Source organism: Bradyrhizobium sp. DOA1 (genome assembly GCF_001593325.1).
In the GTDB taxonomy this organism is placed as follows: domain Bacteria; phylum Pseudomonadota; class Alphaproteobacteria; order Rhizobiales; family Xanthobacteraceae; genus Bradyrhizobium.
Window position 1 is genome coordinate 3,197,420 of sequence record NZ_JXJM01000001.1, and the last position, 17,218, is coordinate 3,214,637.

At 63.7% G+C, this 17,218-nt stretch carries 16 protein-coding genes; 8 read left to right on the forward strand and 8 right to left on the reverse strand.

What is annotated here, in order from left to right; translation table 11 throughout:
* The coding region (locus SE91_RS15160; protein ID WP_061848138.1) for a mechanosensitive ion channel family protein at positions 1–766 on the reverse strand (766 nt) is incomplete at its 3' end.
* A gap of 939 nt (positions 767–1,705) precedes the next feature.
* On the opposite strand from SE91_RS15160, the gene SE91_RS15165 reads away from it, so the two are divergent.
* Genes SE91_RS15165 through SE91_RS15185 form a run of 6 tightly spaced genes read left to right on the forward strand, consistent with a single transcriptional unit; the run spans position 1,706 to position 6,834 of the window.
* The gene (locus SE91_RS15165; RefSeq protein ID WP_061848139.1) at positions 1,706–2,416 is read left to right on the forward strand and encodes a c-type cytochrome; all 711 of its coding nucleotides are present in this window, start codon (positions 1,706–1,708) and stop codon (positions 2,414–2,416) included.
* Positions 2,417–2,424: 8 nt separating this feature from the next.
* The gene (locus SE91_RS15170) at positions 2,425–3,666 is read left to right on the forward strand and encodes a cytochrome c (protein WP_156489622.1); all 1,242 of its coding nucleotides are present in this window, start codon (positions 2,425–2,427) and stop codon (positions 3,664–3,666) included.
* A 7-nt stretch (positions 3,667–3,673) separates the two neighbouring features.
* A complete protein-coding gene (locus SE91_RS37070; protein WP_197489466.1) occupies positions 3,674–3,850 on the forward strand; it encodes a hypothetical protein in 177 nt (58 codons plus the stop codon).
* On the forward strand, positions 3,847–4,410 hold the full coding sequence (locus SE91_RS15175; RefSeq protein WP_061848140.1) for a cupredoxin domain-containing protein: 564 nt from the start codon (positions 3,847–3,849) through the stop codon (positions 4,408–4,410). The genes SE91_RS37070 and SE91_RS15175 overlap by 4 nt, the downstream gene beginning before the upstream one ends.
* Entirely contained in the window at positions 4,397–6,019 is a 1,623-nt protein-coding gene (locus SE91_RS15180; protein WP_061848141.1) for a b(o/a)3-type cytochrome-c oxidase subunit 1, read from the forward strand. Before SE91_RS15175 ends, SE91_RS15180 begins: the two co-directional genes overlap by 14 nt.
* On the forward strand, positions 6,019–6,834 hold the full coding sequence (locus SE91_RS15185) for a c-type cytochrome (protein ID WP_061848142.1): 816 nt from the start codon (positions 6,019–6,021) through the stop codon (positions 6,832–6,834). The genes SE91_RS15180 and SE91_RS15185 overlap by 1 nt, the downstream gene beginning before the upstream one ends.
* Before the next feature lie 133 nt (positions 6,835–6,967).
* Here SE91_RS15185 and SE91_RS15190 read toward each other — a convergent pair whose 3' ends face one another.
* A complete protein-coding gene (locus SE91_RS15190) occupies positions 6,968–7,438 on the reverse strand; it encodes a type II toxin-antitoxin system RatA family toxin (protein WP_061848143.1) in 471 nt (156 codons plus the stop codon).
* Between the two features lie 6 nt (positions 7,439–7,444).
* Entirely contained in the window at positions 7,445–8,401 is a 957-nt protein-coding gene (gene lipA / locus SE91_RS15195) for a lipoyl synthase (protein WP_061848144.1), read from the reverse strand.
* Positions 8,402–8,531: 130 nt separating this feature from the next.
* Between lipA and SE91_RS15200 the strand changes: the two genes are divergently transcribed.
* Positions 8,532–9,134 (forward strand): DNA-3-methyladenine glycosylase, encoded by a 603-nt coding sequence (locus tag SE91_RS15200; protein ID WP_061848146.1) that lies wholly within the window; start codon positions 8,532–8,534, stop codon positions 9,132–9,134.
* 2 nt (positions 9,135–9,136) lie between these two features.
* Here the strand turns inward: SE91_RS15200 and SE91_RS15205 are convergent, their stop codons facing one another.
* The 5 genes from SE91_RS15205 to SE91_RS15225 form a co-directional block, all read right to left on the reverse strand.
* Positions 9,137–12,013, reverse strand: coding sequence for a valine--tRNA ligase (locus SE91_RS15205; protein ID WP_061848147.1), 2,877 nt, complete (start codon positions 12,011–12,013; stop codon positions 9,137–9,139).
* 125 nt (positions 12,014–12,138) lie between these two features.
* On the reverse strand, positions 12,139–12,906 hold the full coding sequence (locus SE91_RS15210; RefSeq protein WP_061851142.1) for a PopZ family protein: 768 nt from the start codon (positions 12,904–12,906) through the stop codon (positions 12,139–12,141).
* A 303-nt stretch (positions 12,907–13,209) separates the two neighbouring features.
* Positions 13,210–14,595, reverse strand: a complete 1,386-nt coding sequence (locus SE91_RS15215) for a TolC family outer membrane protein (RefSeq protein ID WP_061848148.1) — start codon at positions 14,593–14,595, stop codon at positions 13,210–13,212.
* A gap of 204 nt (positions 14,596–14,799) precedes the next feature.
* The gene (locus SE91_RS15220; RefSeq protein ID WP_061848149.1) at positions 14,800–15,462 is read right to left on the reverse strand and encodes a protein-L-isoaspartate O-methyltransferase family protein; all 663 of its coding nucleotides are present in this window, start codon (positions 15,460–15,462) and stop codon (positions 14,800–14,802) included.
* 141 nt (positions 15,463–15,603) lie between these two features.
* The gene (locus SE91_RS15225) at positions 15,604–15,783 is read right to left on the reverse strand and encodes a hypothetical protein (RefSeq protein ID WP_061848150.1); all 180 of its coding nucleotides are present in this window, start codon (positions 15,781–15,783) and stop codon (positions 15,604–15,606) included.
* 245 nt (positions 15,784–16,028) lie between these two features.
* On the opposite strand from SE91_RS15225, the gene SE91_RS15230 reads away from it, so the two are divergent.
* Positions 16,029–17,138: a putative sugar O-methyltransferase gene (locus tag SE91_RS15230; protein WP_082813728.1), complete on the forward strand. Its 1,110-nt coding sequence runs from the start codon at positions 16,029–16,031 to the stop codon at positions 17,136–17,138.
* The last annotated feature ends 80 nt before the right edge of the window (positions 17,139–17,218 follow it).

Consider the following 17,218-nt stretch of genomic DNA (forward strand, 5'->3'; position numbering starts at 1 on the left):
CGAGTAGTGCGCTCGCATGATCGAGCACACGCTGCTTGACGGCATCGGCGTCGGACGGCTTCACCTTCGCGCTCACCGTCAACTCAACGACAGGGGTTGCGGGATCAGTAGCAATCACCTTCGACACGTTGACCGAAGGCGTGCCCCCCTCGGCGATGCGAGGATCATCGCGCAGCTCTTTCAGGATTTGGCCAGCCAACGCATTGGCCGCGCCGGCCCTGACCGGAAACGTCACCTTGACCTCGCCCGTGCCGGGATAGGCGCTGCGGTTGATGATCGCGGCACCCCACACCTGTCCGTTCGGCAACAGGATCTGCGTGTTGTCGGGCGCGACCAGCTCGGTCATGAACAGCGAGAGCGACCTGACCTTGCCCGCCTTGCCGGCGACCTCGACCTCGTCGCCGATGTGGAAGGGACGGAACAGCAGCAGCATCACGCCGGCGGCGAGATTGGAGAGCGTGCCCTGGAGCGCGAGGCCAATGGCGAGTGACGTCGCGCCGAGCACGGCGACAAGGCTTGCCGTTTGAATGCCGAACAGCTGAAGCACGGCGATGCCGACCACGGCCAGGACGCCGTAGCGCGCGAGGCTGCCCACGAACAGCGTCACGAGCGGGTCGACGCGGTGCGTGACGCTCAACAGGCGCGTGACGAAACGCTGCATCGCGCCGGACAGATACCAGCCGATTGCAAGCAGCAGGATCGCGTAGATCGCGTTGAGGCCGTACAGGACGAGCGACGCTTTCAGCGTGTCGAAATTGATGGTCATGGAAGCTCCCGCGCGGACAATCCGGAGAGAACACGCAACGACGCAAAATGATCCCGTTGCTGACAGCTGCGGAACCGGTCGCGTAGCCCGGGTGAGCGCAGCGAGACCCGGGACCATCGCGGTGTGAATCCCGGATGTCGCTGCGCTGATCCGGGCTACAGGCACAAGTTGTAGCGTTGCCCGGCGAGCAAAACACCCAATCGCGGGTCAACCGGATCGGTTTAAAATATTCGCCTTTACAGAATTTCTGGTTTGTCGCATTCTTGCGCCACCTCATCCCAGTCAGAGGGGCGTATCGCGATCGTCACGAACGCGGGATGGGCCGTGGTGGGCGCTGGCAGCACCGGCGCGATCGCAATTGCAGGGCGGGGCAACCGTGAGCGATCGCGTCGCGCCAACGACAGGTGCTATCGGCGTACGGCAAAACCGTGTCGTCCTGACGCCCGGGGCCTGTGCGTCAAGTCTTGCGGTGATGTATCGTGCCCAACCGGGCGCGCACATCGATCATCCGCAAGACGACGGGGGCAATAGTGCATCGCTCCCCGGGGAGAGCTCGGCATAAGCCGTCAAACCACTGCGCAGGGAAGGCCGGTCGCTTGGCTTCACCTGTATGCCGCTGTGCAATCTTGTAAAGCACACGCTTTCGCACAGTGGACCGTGGGTGCCCAGCCGGCACCCGGTCTTCCCTGCGCCCTCTGACAAGGAGGGTGAGATGACGAAGCAAAGCTCGGGCAGGTCCTGTCGCGAGGCTGCAGCGTTTTGCTCGGTTTTCAGAAAGCACCCAAGTTTTGTCGAATTCGATCGGAAGCGCGGATGCGGATACCGCGACCAAACGTCCTCGCGCGTGACCGATCTTGCGCGGGACCATATTGGCGCAATAATGCCGCCTTACGTTGCGCTCTGGAATCAACTGGACCAACATTGTGGAGGGCGACGAAATTGTTCGCTCGCGCCGCGGCGTCAGTCGCCGTGATCATCACCTTGGCTGCCATTGAGGGTGCGGCCGCACAAACGGCCACCAACCAGCCGCCGGATACGATGGCGGCGCGGGTCGAGGCCTGTACGCCCTGTCACGGCAACAAGGGCGAAGGCACCAGCGACGTCTATTTTCCGCGCCTTGCCGGCAAGCCGGCCGGCTATCTCTACAACCAGCTGCTCGCCTTCCGCAGCGGCCGGCGCAAATATCCGCCGATGAACTATCTCCTGGAGTTTCTCCCCGACCCGTATCTGGAGGCGATGGCGGAATATTTCGCCAGCGAGCATCCGCCGCTGCCGCCACCAGCGCCGAGCGAGGTCAGCAAGGACGTGCTCGCGCTGGGAGAGTCGCTCGCCACCAGCGGCGATGCCAACCGCAACATTCCGGCGTGCGTGAGTTGCCATGGGCCTGCGCTTACCGGGATGCAGCCGGGCATCCCAGGCCTGCTCGGCCTCCGCGCCGCCTATGTCAGCGCGCAGCTCGGCGCCTGGCGCTACGGTACCCGCACCGCGAAGTCGCCCGACTGCATGCAACTCGTCGCCGGTCATCTGACCGAGGCCGATGTCACTGCTGTTTCGGCTTGGCTCGCGACACTGCCGGCTCCGGCTAATCCGGCCCCCGTCCCGAAAGGCACCTACGCGCTGCCGTTCGGCTGCGGTAGCCAGCCCAACTGACGAGGCGGATGATGGGCTCGAAACTGCCGTTTGCACTCCTTGCTCTCGCCGTACTCACGACGACGGCTCATGCGCAGGACAGAAGCAGCGATGTCATCGCACGCGGCGAATATCTCGCTCGCGCCGGCGACTGCACCGCCTGCCATACCGCGCCGGAAGGCCGCCTGTTCGCTGGCGGCCGCGCCATGCCGACGCCATTTGGCACGCTCTACACGTCCAACATCACGCCTGACACCGAGACGGGCATCGGCAAATGGAGCGCGGACGATTTCTACAAGACCATGCACAGCGGCCGCTTCCCCGACGGCGGGCTGATCTATCCGGCGATGCCGTTCGCGTCCTACACCAAGGTCACGCGCGCCGACAGCGATGCGATCTACGCCTATCTGCGCTCGATTGCGGCGGTGAACCAGAAGAACAAGCCGCACGAGCTGCGCTTTCCCTATGACAACCGCCAACTCATCCTCGGCTGGCGCACGCTGTTTTTCACCGAGGGCGAGTTCAAGCCGGATCCGAAAAAATCGGAGGAATGGAATCGCGGCGCCTATCTAGTCGAGGGTCTCGGCCATTGCGGCATGTGCCATTCGCCGATCAACGCGCTCGGCGGCACTTCGCAATCGGAGGCCTTCAAGGGCGGCCTGATCCCGATGCAGAACTGGTACGCGCCCTCGCTGACGTCTAATCGTGAAGCCGGGCTCGGCGACTGGAGCATCAAGGACATCACCGACCTGCTCCAGACCGGCGTTTCCATGCGGGGCGTGGTCTATGGTCCGATGGCGGAGGTCGTGCACAACAGCCTGCAATATCTCACTGACGAGGACACCCGGGCGATGGCCGTGTACCTCAAGAGCATCTCGGAGCCCTCGCCTCCGCCGCCGGCGCGGACGACGCTGCCGACCACCGAGAGCAGTCTGCTGATCAGCCTCGGCAAGGCCGTTTATGACAAGCAGTGCGCCAGCTGCCATGGCGCGCAAGGCGAAGGCAAGCCGCCGCACTGGCCGCCCCTTGCCAACAACCAGTCGATCGAGATGCAGTCCGCGGTCAATCCGATCCGCATGGTGCTCAATGGCGGCTATCCGCCGGGCACCAAGGGCAATCCGATGCCGTACGGCATGCCGCCCTTCGCAGGCCTCCTCTCCGACAACGAGGTCGCTGCCGTAGTCTCCTATATCCGCACCGCCTGGGGCAATCGCGGCACGCCGGTTTCGGCGCGCGAAGCCAACGAGCTGCGCGCCGCTCCGCTGAAATGAGGTTGCCATGATCAATTCCGATCCGCCGACCAGCCCGGCTGCTGCCGACCAGGCCGTCGAGGACGTCGTCGCGCAAGGCCCGTCCGGGGCGGTCGTGCTCGCCGGCATTGCCACGGCCTGCGTGGTCGCAATGTGGTTTGCGTTCTACCTGTTCGTCTTCCTGCCGCGTGGACCGCTGCAATGAGTGCCGAGGAGACCCATGGCAGCGCCGAGGTCGCGGCTCGCGTCGAACGCCGCTGGGCCACCATTGCCGTGATCATCATCGTGATGATGGCGCTGCTCGCCGCATTTGCGGGCATCCATCGCGCGACCATGCCGCAGCCCCGCGTCGAGACCATCGATCCATCGCGCCTGCATCTGTCCGGCGAATTCGTCGAGAGCAACCTCGGCAGCGTGCTGGAAACCAATGGCAATGTGACGGTGCGAGCGATCGGCCAGCAATATTCCTTCACGCCGGCCTGCATCCTGGTGCCGAACGACACGCCTATCACGCTACGTGCCACCAGTGCCGACGTCGTGCACGGCATCCTCATTCAAGGCACCAACGTCAACACCATGCTGGTGCCCGGCTACATTTCCGAGCAGCCCATGCGCTTTGCGAAGGCTGGCGACTATCTGATGCCCTGTCAGGAGTTTTGCTCCTTCGGCCACGAGGGCATGTGGGGCAAGGTCAAGGTGATCGACAAAACCGAATTCGCGGGTCGTGCGAAGGGTGGCGGGAGGCTGAGCTGTGTTGGTCAATAGGAAGCTCATCCTCGCCCATTTCTGGCTGGCCTTCGCGGTGTTCGGCATCGCCCTAGCGCTCGGCGCCTGGCAGATGTTCATCCGCAGCCCGATCGGCATCTGGCTCTCAAACCCCGAGCTCTATTACCGCTCGCTCACCGCGCACGGCACGGTGATGGGCTATGTCTTCCCGACGCTCGTCGCGATGGGCTTTGGCTACGCCATCAGCGAATCCGCGCTGCAGCAGCGCCTGGTCGGCGTGCGCTGGGCCTGGGCCGGATTCTGGCTGATCGTCGCTGGCAGCATCATGGCGGTGATCCCCATCGCGCTCGGGCGCGCCTCGGTGCTTTATACCTTTTATCCGCCGCTGATCGGCAATGTGTTCTACTATCTCGGCGTCGTGCTGGTCGTCGTCGGCTCGTGGATCTGGGTCGCGCTGATGTCGGTCAATCTGCGCGTCTGGCGCAAGGCAAATCCCGGCGCGCCGGTCCCGCTCGCCATGTTCGCCAATGTCGCGGGCTCGTATTTGTGGGCCTGGACTGCGGTCGGCGCCGCGCTCGAGCTGCTGCTCCAGATCATTCCGGTCGCTGCGGGGCTAAAGAGCACGATCGACGCCGGTCTTGCCCGCGTGTTCTTCTCCTGGACGCTGCACGCCATCGTCTATTTCTGGCTGATGCCGACCTACATCGCCTATTACACCATCGTGCCGCGCGCGATCGGCGGCCGGGTTTATTCCGACAGCATGGCGCGAATCTCCTTCATCCTGTTCCTGGTGGTGGCGATGCCGATCGGCATGCACCACACCTTCGCCGATCCGCAGGTCGGCGCCGGCTTCAAGTTCATCCATTCGGCCTTCACGGCGCTGGTGGCCTTGCCGACGCTGCTGACCGTGTTCACGATCTGCGCCTCGGTCGAGATCGCCGCGCGCCTGCGCGGCGGGCGCGGCATGTTCGGCTGGATCAGGGCCCTGCCCTGGGACAATCCGATGATGCTGGCACTGGCGTTCTCGTTCGTCATGCTCGGCTTCGGCGGCGCCGGCGGGCTCATCAACATGAGCTACCAGCTCGATGCGTCGATCCACAACACGCAGTGGATCACCGGCCATTTCCACCTCATCTTCGGCGGCGCCATCGTCATCATGTATTTCGCGATCGCCTATGATCTATGGCCGCATCTGACAGGCCGCGAGCTGATCGATCTCCGCTTGATCCGCACACAGCTCTGGCTCTGGTTCGTCGGCATGATCGTCACCACTTTCCCGTGGCACTGGGTCGGCATCCTCGGCATGCCGCGCCGCATGGCCTATTTCGATTTCGACGATCCCGCCATCGCGCCGCAGGCGCTCTCGGTCACGCTCTCGGCGATCGGCGGCTTCATCCTGCTCGCCTCCGGAATCATGTTCATCGTCATCCTGGCGCGCGGCATGCGTGCGCCTCAGGCCGATGCAGGTCCCTACCAGTTTGCGCTCGCCGTGCACCAGCCCGCAATCGTGCCGGTCGCGCTCAACACCCACGGGCTCTGGGTAGCCCTGATGATCGCGCTCACGCTCACCAATTACGGCTATCCAATCCTGACTCTGGCCCTGAGCGAAGGCACGTCTGTGCCGGCCGTCTATGTGGGGGCGCAGTGATGAGCACGCCCGACCTTTTCACCTTCCGTAACAGGCATTTCACGCTCAGTGTCGGTATCACCGCCGCGATCCTGGTCGTGACGGCGATTGCCGGCTTCATCGTATTGCCTCTTGCGCAGCCCTGGGTTCAGTTCGCCAATCTGTGGGATGCCATCTGCAGCGCCGCCGGCGTGCCGCAGCGCGCGCCGAACGTGACGGCACCCGAGCAGAGCAAGCGCCTGTCGGAGGTCGTGCTGACCTCGTCCACATTGTCACGCCCAAGCCAGGAGGCGATCGGCCGTGGCGCCACGCTGGCGCAGCGCTGTGCGATCTGCCACGGCCCGACCGGCGTCAGCCGGGCGGATTCGCCGAACCTCGCCGGCCAGTATGCCGCGGTGATCTACAAGCAACTGCTCGACTTCCGCTCGGGTGCGCGCACCAATGCCGTGATGTCGCCGTTTGCGGTCAATCTGACCGACCAGGAGATCGCCGATCTCTCCCAATATTACGCCTATCTGCCGCGGCTGCCGGCCTACCATCCGACGCCGCAGCTGCCGAAGCCCAACATCGTCATCTTCGGCGCACCGATCCGCGGCATCGCGCCCTGCGGCTCCTGCCATGGCAGCCTCGACAACAAGACCGGCAGTCCGTGGCTCGAAGGTCAATCGGAGGCCTATATGAAGGCCCAGCTCCAGGCCTTCGCCTCCGGCGAGCGCCGGAACGACATCAGCCAGCAGATGCGCAACATCGCCCGTGCGATGACGCCGCAGGAGATCGATCAGGCCGCGGCATACTACGCCTCGCAGCCGCCGGATGTGGTGAAGGCGGTGGATTGAGGGGCGCGTTGGTCCCTCCAGCGTGATTGCGAGGAGCCCTTGCGACGAAGCAATCCAGAATCCCTCTACGGAAAGACTCTGGATTGCTTCGCTGCGCTCGCAATGACGGCGGAAAGAGTGGTGCCTGCGGCAGCTACGTCTGCGCCAGCTTCGGCCGGCCGTAGATCGCATCCGCGCGCTTTTCGAACGCAGTGGAAAACCGCGCGAAGGCGGCGTCGAACATCGAGCCCATCAGCATCGCCAGCATGCGGCTCCTGAACTCGTAGGAGAGGAAGAACCCGACGTCGCAGACGCCCTCCCCCTTGGGCTCGAACGTCCAGCGGTTTTCGAGATTACTGAAAGGACCTTGCAGATATTCGACCAGGATCTTCAGATTGGCGCGATCCAGCGTCACCCGGCTGGTGAAGGATTCCTTGACCAGCTTGAACGACACCGTCATGTCGGCGACCAGCACCTCGGTGCTGTCGGGTTTCGTCATCCGCTGGCGCACCTTCAGCGCGCTGCACAGCGGAACGAATTCCGGGTAGCGCTCGACATCGGCGACCAGATCAAACATCTCGGATGCGCTGTGATTGACACGGCGCTTGCTCGAAAATTTGGGCATGGCGATTCAGCGGACGCTAGCGGCCCGCGCGGCCTTCAGTCTCGCGAAATCCTCGCCGGCATGATGCGAGGAACGGGTCAGCGGGCTCGCCGACACCATCAGGAATCCCTTGGTGTAGGCGACCTTCTCGTAGGAGGCGAACTCGTCGGGCGGAACGAAGCGCATCACGGCGTGGTGCTTGCGGGTCGGCTGGAGATACTGGCCGATGGTCAGGAAATCGACCTCGGCCGAGCGCAGATCGTCCATCACCTGGAGCACCTCATGGCGATCCTCACCGAGGCCGACCATGATGCCGGACTTGGTGAAAATGGTGGGATCGAGCTCTCTCACCCGCTGCAGCAGCCGGATCGAGTGGAAATAGCGCGCGCCGGGACGCACCGTCAGATAGCGCGACGGCACGGTCTCGAGATTGTGGTTGAACACATCGGGCTTCGCCGCGACGACGATTTCGAGCGCGCCCTCCTTGCGCAGGAAGTCCGGCGTCAGGATCTCGATCGTGGTCGAGGGGCACGCGGCCCGGATGGCGCGGATCGTCTCCGCGAAATGCTGGGCGCCACCATCGGGAAGGTCGTCGCGGTCGACCGAGGTGATCACGACATGGGCGAGGCCCAGCTTCGCGACCGCCTCCGCTACGTTCTGCGGCTCGGCTGCATCGAGTGCATTGGGCAGCCCGGTCTTGACGTTGCAGAAGGCGCAGGCGCGGGTGCAGGTGTCCCCCATGATCATGAAGGTCGCGTGCTTTTTGTCCCAGCACTCGCCGATGTTCGGGCAGCCCGCCTCCTCGCACACCGTGTGCAGGCCGTTCGCCCGCACGATGTTGCGGGTATCGGCATAGCCGCGGGTGTTGGGCGCGCGCACGCGGATCCAGTCCGGCTTCGGTGGCGAAGCGGAATCGGGCCGGTTCACCTTCTCGGGGTGGCGCGGGCGCAGCGGGTTCGAGATGGTATCGACAATAACGACCATGGGGTGTCCGGTCTGTTCAGGTCCTACCTAGTCGGTCTGGCCAGCCATCGCAACCCGGCTCGCCGCGCTTCAGGGAACATGGCAGATATGGGCAATATCCTGCTCTGTTCTCTGGCGATTCTCACCTCGAATGGCTCCAATCAAGAAGACTTCACCACCCCGGCTCGGCAAAGCCTTGAAGCGCGCCTTTTTCGACCGCAGCGTGCATGAGGTCGCGCCCGATTTGATCGGTGCCACCATGCTGGTCGACGGAGTCGGCGGGATCATCGTCGAGGTCGAGGCCTATCATCATACCGACCCGGCCGCGCACTCCTACAACGGACCGACGCCGCGAAATCAGGTGATGTTCGGCCCACCCGGCTTTGCCTATGTCTACCGCTCCTACGGCATCCATTGGTGCGTGAACTTCGTCTGCGAGGAGAAAGGTTCGGCCAGCGCCGTGCTGATCCGCGCGCTGGAGCCGACGCACGGCCTAGCTGCGATGCGCCGCCGCCGTCATCTCCAGGACATGCACGCGCTGTGCTCGGGCCCGGGCAAGCTGACCGAGGCGCTCGGCATCACCATCGCGCACAACGCCCTGCCGCTGGACCGTCCGCCGATCGCACTGCATGCGCGGACGGAGGACGTCGAGGTCGCAACCGGCATCCGGATCGGCATCACCAAGGCCGTCGAACTGCCCTGGCGCTACGGCGTCAGGGGCTCGAAATTCCTCAGCAAGCCGTTTCCGAAGTAGGCCTACGACGCCTGCTTCAACCGCTCCAGCGCCTCGAGCAGCTTGGCCTTGCGGGCCAGCGCCGCCTCGCGCTTTTCGCGCTCCTCCTCGACGACCTCTTCGGCCGCGTTGGCGACGAATTTCTCGTTGGCGAGCTTCGACTCGGCGCGCTTGATGTCGGCATCGGCCTTGCCGATCTCCTTGTCGAGGCGCGTGCGCTCGGCAGCGACATCGATCACGCCCTTCAGCGGCAGCGCGGCCACCTCGCCGCGCACCAGCAGCTGAACCGCGCCGTCTGGCGCGCGCTCGGCGAAGGAGATGTCCGACAAGCGCGCCAAGCGCTTGATGACGTCGGTCCATCTCGGGGCGCGCTCCCTCGTCTCGGCCGAGGCGCCGGCGAGCACCAAGGCCGTCAGCGTCGCCGGTGGGATGTTCATCTCGGCGCGCACCGAGCGGATCTGGGTGACGAGGTCGATCACCCAGCCGATCTCGGCTTCCGCCTTGGGATCGCTGAAGTCGGCATGGTCGAAGATCGGCAGCACCCAGGCCGGCGCGGCGAGCGGATCGGTCGGCCCCGTCGTTGCCGCCAGCATCGCAAGCTGCTCCGGCGTCGGCCCGGCGGGCTTCAGCGGCCACGGCGCCAAGGCGAGCAGGCCGTCGCGCTTGGCCGTCACCTCCCACAGCTCTTCGGTGATGAAGGGCATGAAGGGGTGCAGCAGCTTGAGGATCTCGTCGCGCGCCCAGGCGACCATGGCGCGGGTCTCGTCCTTGGCGGGACTGTCTGGACCAAGCAGCACGGGCTTTGCGAGCTCGAGATACCAGTCGCAATAGACGTTCCAGACGAACCGATAAATCGCGCCGGCGGCATCGTTGAAGCGATAGGCCTCGATCGCCTCGGTCACCTCGCGCGTGGTGTGCGCGCTCTCATGCGCGATCCAGCGATTCAGCGTCTCCGTCGCCTTCGCCGGCTCGAATCCTTTGGGCACGGCGCAGTGGTTCATCTCGGCGAAGCGGCACGCATTCCAGAGCTTGGTCGCGAAATTGCGGTAGCCCTCGACGCGGCTGGTGGCGAGCTTGATGTCGCGGCCCTGTGCCGCCATTGCAGCCAGCGTGAAGCGCAGTGCGTCCGCGCCGTATTCGTCGATCAGGTTCAGGGGATCGATGACGTTGCCCTTCGACTTCGACATCTTGGCGCCCTTCTCGTCGCGAACGAGGGCGTGGATGTAGATGGTCGAGAACGGCACTTCCTTCATGAAGTGCAGGCCCATCATCATCATGCGGGCGACCCAGAAGAAGATGATGTCGAATCCGGTCACCAGCGCATTGGTTGGATAATAGCGCTGCACCTCGGGCGCATCTTCGGGCCAGCCGAGCGTCGAGAATGGCCACAGCGCCGAGGAGAACCAGGTGTCGAGCACGTCCTCGTCGCGGGTAATGAAGCCTTCGCGCTTGTTGCGGTCGAGCGCCATCTCGCGCCCCTGCTCGGGCGTGATGACCTCCTGCTCGACGTAATAGCCGAGCGCGTGGCTGACGGCCTCCTCCTCGGTCTCGGCGACGAACACCTTGCCATCGGGTCCGTACCAGGCCGGGATCTGGTGACCCCACCAGAGCTGGCGCGAGATGCACCAGGGCTGGATGTTCTCCATCCAGTCGAAATAGGTCTTTTCCCAGTTTTTCGGCACGAACGAGGTTTCGCCCGAACGCACCGCCGCGATCGCGGGCCTCGCCATCGTCTTGGCGTCGACGTACCACTGATCGGTCAGATACGGCTCGATCACGCTGTTGGAGCGATCGCCGTGCGGCACCATGTGGGTGTGCGGCTCGATCCGCTCGACGAAGCCGAAGCTCTCCAGTCGTTCGACGATGCGCTTGCGCGCAGCGAAGCGATCGACCTTGTGGAACTCCTCCGCAAACTGCCCGGCGCCCTCCGGCAGGTCGCGCAGATAATCCTCGTTGTCGACGAGGTCGAGGCAGCCTTCCCGGTCGATCACGCTGATGCGGCGCAGGCCGTGGCGATTGCCGACCTCGAAGTCGTTGAAGTCGTGCGCCGGCGTGATCTTCACAGCGCCCGAGCCCTTCTCGGGATCGGAATAATCGTCGGCGACGATTTTGATCTTGCGGCCGACCAGCGGCAGCATCACGTTCCTGCCGACCAGCTTTTGATAGCGCTCATCATCGGGATGCACGGCCACGCCGGTGTCGCCGAGCATGGTCTCGGGACGGGTCGTGGCGACGACGATGAAGGTCGAGGGATCCTCGGGATTGAAATTCTTGCCCTCGATCGGATAGCGCAGATACCAGAGGCTGCCCTTGACCTCGGTCTGCTGCACCTCAAGATCGGAGATCGCGGTCAAGAGCTTGGTATCCCAGTTCACCAGGCGCTTGTCCTTGTAGATCAGCCCCTCGCGGTGCAGCTCGACGAACACCTTGACGACGGCCTTCGACAAGCCCTCGTCCATGGTGAAGCGTTCGCGCGACCAGTCGCAGGACGCGCCCAGGCGCTTGAGCTGGTTTATGATGGTGTCGCCGCTCTCGGCCTTCCACTGCCAGACGCGCTCCAGGAACTTCTCGCGGCCCATCTCGCGACGGCCGGGCTGCTGACGCTCCATCAGCTGGCGCTCGACCACCATCTGGGTGGCGATGCCGGCATGGTCGGTGCCGGGCTGCCACAGCACGTCGCGGCCGCGCATGCGCTCGAACCGGCATAGGATGTCCTGGAGCGTGTTGTTGAGGGCGTGGCCCATGTGCAGCGAGCCCGTCACGTTCGGTGGCGGGATCACGATGGTGAAAGGCACCGCGTCGCGGCGGTCGGGGCGACCGGCCTTGAAGGCGAGGCTGTCCTCCCACACCACGGACATGCGGGCTTCGATATCGGCGGGCTGGTAATTTTTCTCGATCATGGGGCTGCTAGAAAGCCGCGCGCGCGGTTCAAGTCAACGGGAAGCTCGACGGCAGGCGGCTCCGGCCGGGCCACAGGCCGAATATGACGCAGGAGCAGGGCTTTATCGGGGCCGCACGGCCCCTCTCAACGGCCGCCGCGCGAGACCCGCTCGATTTCCGCCTTCACGATGCGTTCAACCAGGCCCGGCAGATTGTCATCGAGCCAGGATTTCAGCATCGGACGCAGCATCTCCTTGACCAGATCCTCCAGCGTCCGCGCATTGCTGCTCAGCACCGTATGGGCCAGCGAGTTGAAGGCGGATTCGACCGCCGAGACCGTCGATTGCGCGAGCATCGGCTGCTGCGGCGGCAGCGGGGGCGCGTCGAAGTCCACCGGCGCGTAAGACGCCTGCGGCGCGGGGCGTGGCGGCGGCTGTTCGGCGAATTCCAGATCGTCGCGCGGCTCGACCTTGCGAAAGCTCGGTGGCGGCGGAGGCGGAGTTGGGTCGACCGCCATCTCGTCGGTCAATTCGAGCACGTCGGGCTCCGGCTCCGGCTCTGGCTCTGGGTCGGGCGCACGGACCTCCGGCGCAGGCGTGGCCGCATCGAGACCGGCCAGCAGCGCGTCGATATCGTCCTGGCTGTTGGATGCGTCCGCCGCGGGCGCGGGTGGTGGTGGTGCCGCCGGCTTTGCGGCCGGCGGAGCTGCAGGCTTCTCGGCGGCGGGTTTGGGCGGGGCGACCTTCGACGGCGGAATGTCGTTCATCGCCTGTGGCTTCGGCGGCGCCGCAGCTTTCTCAGGTTTGGCGGTCTCTGTCGGCGGTGGCTTGGCCTCGTCGTCGGCAATGATGCGCCGGATCGAGGCCAGAATCTCCTCCATCGAGGGTTCTGTGACCTTTGCAGGCTGCGTCATCTCCGACTCCACATCATCAACGCCCTCGCATGCGTTGTTTTACACCAAGCACGACAGGATTGGCCGGTTCCGGATCGACGGCCCGCCATTTTCGTTGCGACAGCCCGACTTGTCCCCAGATCACGGCTCAATGTGCGGCGGTGCGCCCCTGCCCGCGGCACTCAAGCTTTACGCACACGGCATCAATACGGGCCGAATCGACCCGCATCTTCTTGGCAAGGCTATGTCAGGGATTTTGGCGATTGCAAGCAAAGCACCGATCGGCCGCAGCTGTTTGCGAGGCCGATCGGATACTTGCGGGAATCAACGCCCGTCGGGCGTGCGCACGCCGGCCCAGCTGTCGCGGACCTGATGGTAGTGCACGCTGGGATCATAGACCGTGGTCCCTAGGCCGAGCACCTGCGGCGACAGACGGCCGACGGCCGCGAGGACGTTATAGGATGCGACCACGCGATCGTGCTGCGCGGTGACCAGCGCGACACGCGCATTGACCAGGGCCTGCTGGGCGTTGAGGACGTCGAGCGTGGTGCGCTGGCCCGCCTTGGCTTCCTCGCGCACGCCGTTCAGCGCGATCTCGGACGCCGCCACCTGCGCCTGTGCGGACTGGACCTGCGCCTTGCCGGCCTGCAACGACCCCCACCACTGCACGACGGTCGCACGCGCCTGGTCGCGCGTGGTTTCGAGATTGAGACGCTGCTGCGCCAGGTTCTCCTTGGATTGGCGGATCAGGGAATATTCGCCACCTCCCTGATAGATCGGCACCGAGATCTGCGCGATCGCCGATGCGGTGAACGAGCGCATCTGAATCAACGACTGTTCATTGGCCTGCTGGGCCGATGCCTGGATCGTAACCGTCGGCAGCAACGCACCTTCAGCGACCTTGACCTGCAAGAAATTGACGTCAATGCCGTACATGGCCGCCGTCACGTTGGGATGCTCGACGAGGCCGAGCTCGACCGCTGCGGCAAGCGTTGCTGGCAGGAAACGATCGACAGGCGAGCCGGGTGCAAGGTTTACCGGATCGTTGCCGATGATACGGCGGAAGTTGGCGCGCGTTGTGGTGAGATTTGCTTCTGCAGTCAGGGCCTGCGTCCTGCCCGCCGCCAGCTGAGCTTCCGATTGCGCAACGTCGGTGCGCGTCACTTCACCGACGTTGAAACGATCACGCGTCTGCTTCAGCGTCTGCTCGAGCACGCGCACGTTGCTGCGCTGGACTTCCAGCGTGGCAGCGTCGCGCAGGTAGTCCATGTAGGTCGTGGCGGCCTGAAGCAACACGCTCTGATCGAGACTGCGCAACGCTTCGCGGGCACCGGACACCTGACTCTCCGCCGCCCGCGTTCTGTTGGCGGTCTGATTGCCATTGTAGAGCGTCTGGGAAGCCGTAATCCCGGCGCTGCGAGGTAACCTCGTTCCGTTGATGGAATCAGTCCCCGGGCCACTCTGCAAATCCTGGTACTGATAACCGCCGCTCGCCGTCAGCGAGACCCTCGGGCGATAGCCAGACAAAGCTTGAGGCACGTTCTCGTCAGTCGAGCGCACTTGGGCACGTTGCGCGTTGAGCTGCGGATTGTTCTGATAGGCGCGCACCAGCGCGGACTCGATTGTGTCCGCCAAGGCTGGCACTGGCCCGGCTAGCGACAGCAGCAGGACCGAAACTGCAGCTCCGGTGAAGAGCTTCACCCCATGCATCCCTGAAATTCCGTTCATTGTAACGCCCACCTCGTGCCCGCGAGCTGGGTTACCGTCTACCGAGTGGAGTCGTTGCCCCGCCGCAACATAGGATGAGGATTAACGCGACGGAACTACCTCAGGGTAGTTCTCGGTGGAAACTCTTCACGTGCAGCATCCCGGCCACACTTCTGATTTGGAACGGGATTTTATGGCGGTTGTGCGTCAGAACACGAAGGCGGCGGCCCGTTCCAGCCCGGGAAGGACCGGGGCGGCGGCGTCAAACAGCGCCCGATGGCCGAATTCGCCGTGGGTACGGGTCACGATCATGGCCCGCGGAGGCCTAGATTCGGCCGAAACCCCCACCAGGCGCCCGCCCTCCTTGAGCTGCCCAAACAGCCCCTCCGGCGTCACCTCGGTGGCACCATTGAGGATGATCACATCGTAGGGCGCTACGGACGCATCGCCCTCGGCGCAGGAGGCGGCCTTGCAGGTGACATTGGCGAGACCAAGGGCGGCGAAGACGTCCTTGGCCTTCGCGGCCAGCGCCGAATCGCATTCGGTCGCGGTGACTTGGCGCGCCAGCTTGGCCGCCAGCGCGGCGAGATAGCCGGTGGCGCAACCGACGACCAGAACGTCGTCCGCCTCGCCGATTTCGGCGGCTTGGAGCAGCTTGCCGGTCAACTGCGGCTTGATCAGGAACCGCTTGGCGCCCGCCTCGCTGACATCAAGGTCGAGGTCGAGATAGGCCAAAGCCTGCCTGCTGGCGGGCACGAAGGCCTCGCGCGGAACGGTGAGCATGGCATCGAGAATGCGACGGTCGGTGACGTCACTGGTGCGCACCTGGCCATCGACCATTTTTTGGCGCGCGGTCGAGAAACCGGACATTTGCGGACCCTGAAATGCGGACTATGCCGCTGAGATGAGCTAGCGGCATCTTTGGTACATGCCTGCCCAAAACGCAACATGGCGCTGGCCCGAACTGCGCCCGGGCTGGCCGCAACCCACCGCATCAGGAGACAAAAAGCCCTACTCGATCGCGATCGCGAGACGGCCGATCAGCGCTGCAACCTCGTCCAGCCGCGCCGAATCGGGCGCCTCCACGGCGCGCGCGAGGCAGGCCAGGCATTCGTCATCGCTCAGTTCGGGAACATCTGCCGGCAGAACCGAGGGGGCCATTTCGGAACGGTCAACCTGGACGTCTCGCATTGGATCAAGCTCCGTAAAATTCCGGCAGCTACGAAGCTCGACATGAATTGGGTCGATTTGGTGCCGCCCGCGCGGCGCGATAGCGCCAACACACACATTTGTTTGGGCGCGATTCTGTGCAGGCGGACGGATAAACTTGGCTGTCGACCAACGGTCAACGTTCGCCGAGTAACGTGCTAGCCTACCATGAGTTGATCGATTCCAGCTTGTAGGTTAGCTTTCCTGCCCTTTGATGGGAGCGGGCTTTGAGCGTTTTTGAGATGGTCGGTCGTCTAATTCGATCACAGCCGAGACTTTCGAAAGATCGGCAAATCGCTCCGCACCTTGAAAATCAAAAGCTGTCAGGAGCAAGCATTCTCCGGACCCAGCGTCTTGGCGCCGCGATCACAGATTCCGTTCGAATTCGGCGTGAACTCATCGCAAGCAAACCGGAGATCGACGAGAGTTTTGCGATGCCTGCGGCCAATTGGGATGCCGACATCTCGAACGATTACCTCCGATGCTACAAGTTGCTCGCAACACTGACACCACAGGAAATCGAGCTGCTGCGCTTCCGCTCGCAGAATTTCAGCGGGAATAATCTTACAAAAATGGCACCCGGCGTAGGCACCAGCGGGACAGATCCGGTCGCCGATGATCTGGAGACGAGATGGACCAATCAAACACGGGATCAGCTCATAACGCACTGGGAAGCATTGACGAACAACATCCCGTCTCAATTCGTTCTGAACGCGCCCAACATTCTGGGCGAATGCGGCTGGTGGTGGAAGGGCCGCATCGTGAACTCCGACGTTGTCAACTATCAAGAACGCATGAGCCTGATGGCGCTCTCCGGCATACTGAACCAGTTCAGTGGCCGCTCACCTCGCATCCTCGAAATCGGCGGCGGCTACGGCGCGCTCTGCTTAGGCCTGCTGAACGCACTCAAGCCAAGCCAATACGTGATTTGCGACCTTCCCGAGTCTCTCCTGTTCTCCGGCCTGTATTTGTCGACGGCCCTTGATCGCGAAACTCGTCTTGTGGATGCAGATAAGAGCATCGCTCAAGGATCGAGCGGAGAAGTGTGTCTTCTCCCGAACTATTTGGCTCAAACGCACATTCCCCGGCAGCAATTCGACCTTGTCATCAATACGCTCTCGATGAGCGAGATGAGCCCTCATCAGGTAAAAACATATGCTGAGCTCATATCGACGTCGATTGGCTCCACTGGTGTGTTCTTTGAGCAGAACCACGACAATAAGCCGGTCGGCCTGATTGACTGCAAAGATTACCTCGGCGCTTTCTTCAGCAAGGTCGCTTCAATTGACGCGCCAATTCCGGTTGTGCGCGGCAAAGCTGCAGTTTGGTCGAATTAGCAAGCCAGCCAACCTGTCGGGTCTATCGCCCTGCGATAGTGAACGAACGGACGGCCCGCCGGATCGCCTTCGCCGACATC

Bases quoted from the DNA above. Each gene is read 5' to 3' on its own strand.
- SE91_RS15200 (WP_061848146.1), top strand. From the start codon at position 8,532: ATGGCTCCAATCAAGAAGACTTCACCACCCCGGCTCGGCAAAGCCTTG.
- SE91_RS15175 (WP_061848140.1), top strand. From the start codon at position 3,847: ATGAGTGCCGAGGAGACCCATGGCAGCGCCGAGGTCGCGGCTCGCGTC.
- lipA (WP_061848144.1), bottom strand. From the start codon at position 8,401: ATGGTCGTTATTGTCGATACCATCTCGAACCCGCTGCGCCCGCGCCAC.
- SE91_RS15170 (WP_156489622.1), top strand. From the start codon at position 2,425: ATGATGGGCTCGAAACTGCCGTTTGCACTCCTTGCTCTCGCCGTACTC.
- SE91_RS15220 (WP_061848149.1), bottom strand. From the start codon at position 15,462: ATGTCCGGTTTCTCGACCGCGCGCCAAAAAATGGTCGATGGCCAGGTG.
- SE91_RS15190 (WP_061848143.1), bottom strand. From the start codon at position 7,438: ATGCCCAAATTTTCGAGCAAGCGCCGTGTCAATCACAGCGCATCCGAG.
- SE91_RS15225 (WP_061848150.1), bottom strand. From the start codon at position 15,783: ATGCGAGACGTCCAGGTTGACCGTTCCGAAATGGCCCCCTCGGTTCTG.
- SE91_RS15215 (WP_061848148.1), bottom strand. From the start codon at position 14,595: ATGCATGGGGTGAAGCTCTTCACCGGAGCTGCAGTTTCGGTCCTGCTG.
- SE91_RS15185 (WP_061848142.1), top strand. From the start codon at position 6,019: ATGAGCACGCCCGACCTTTTCACCTTCCGTAACAGGCATTTCACGCTC.
- SE91_RS37070 (WP_197489466.1), top strand. From the start codon at position 3,674: ATGATCAATTCCGATCCGCCGACCAGCCCGGCTGCTGCCGACCAGGCC.
- SE91_RS15205 (WP_061848147.1), bottom strand. From the start codon at position 12,013: ATGATCGAGAAAAATTACCAGCCCGCCGATATCGAAGCCCGCATGTCC.
- SE91_RS15210 (WP_061851142.1), bottom strand. From the start codon at position 12,906: ATGACGCAGCCTGCAAAGGTCACAGAACCCTCGATGGAGGAGATTCTG.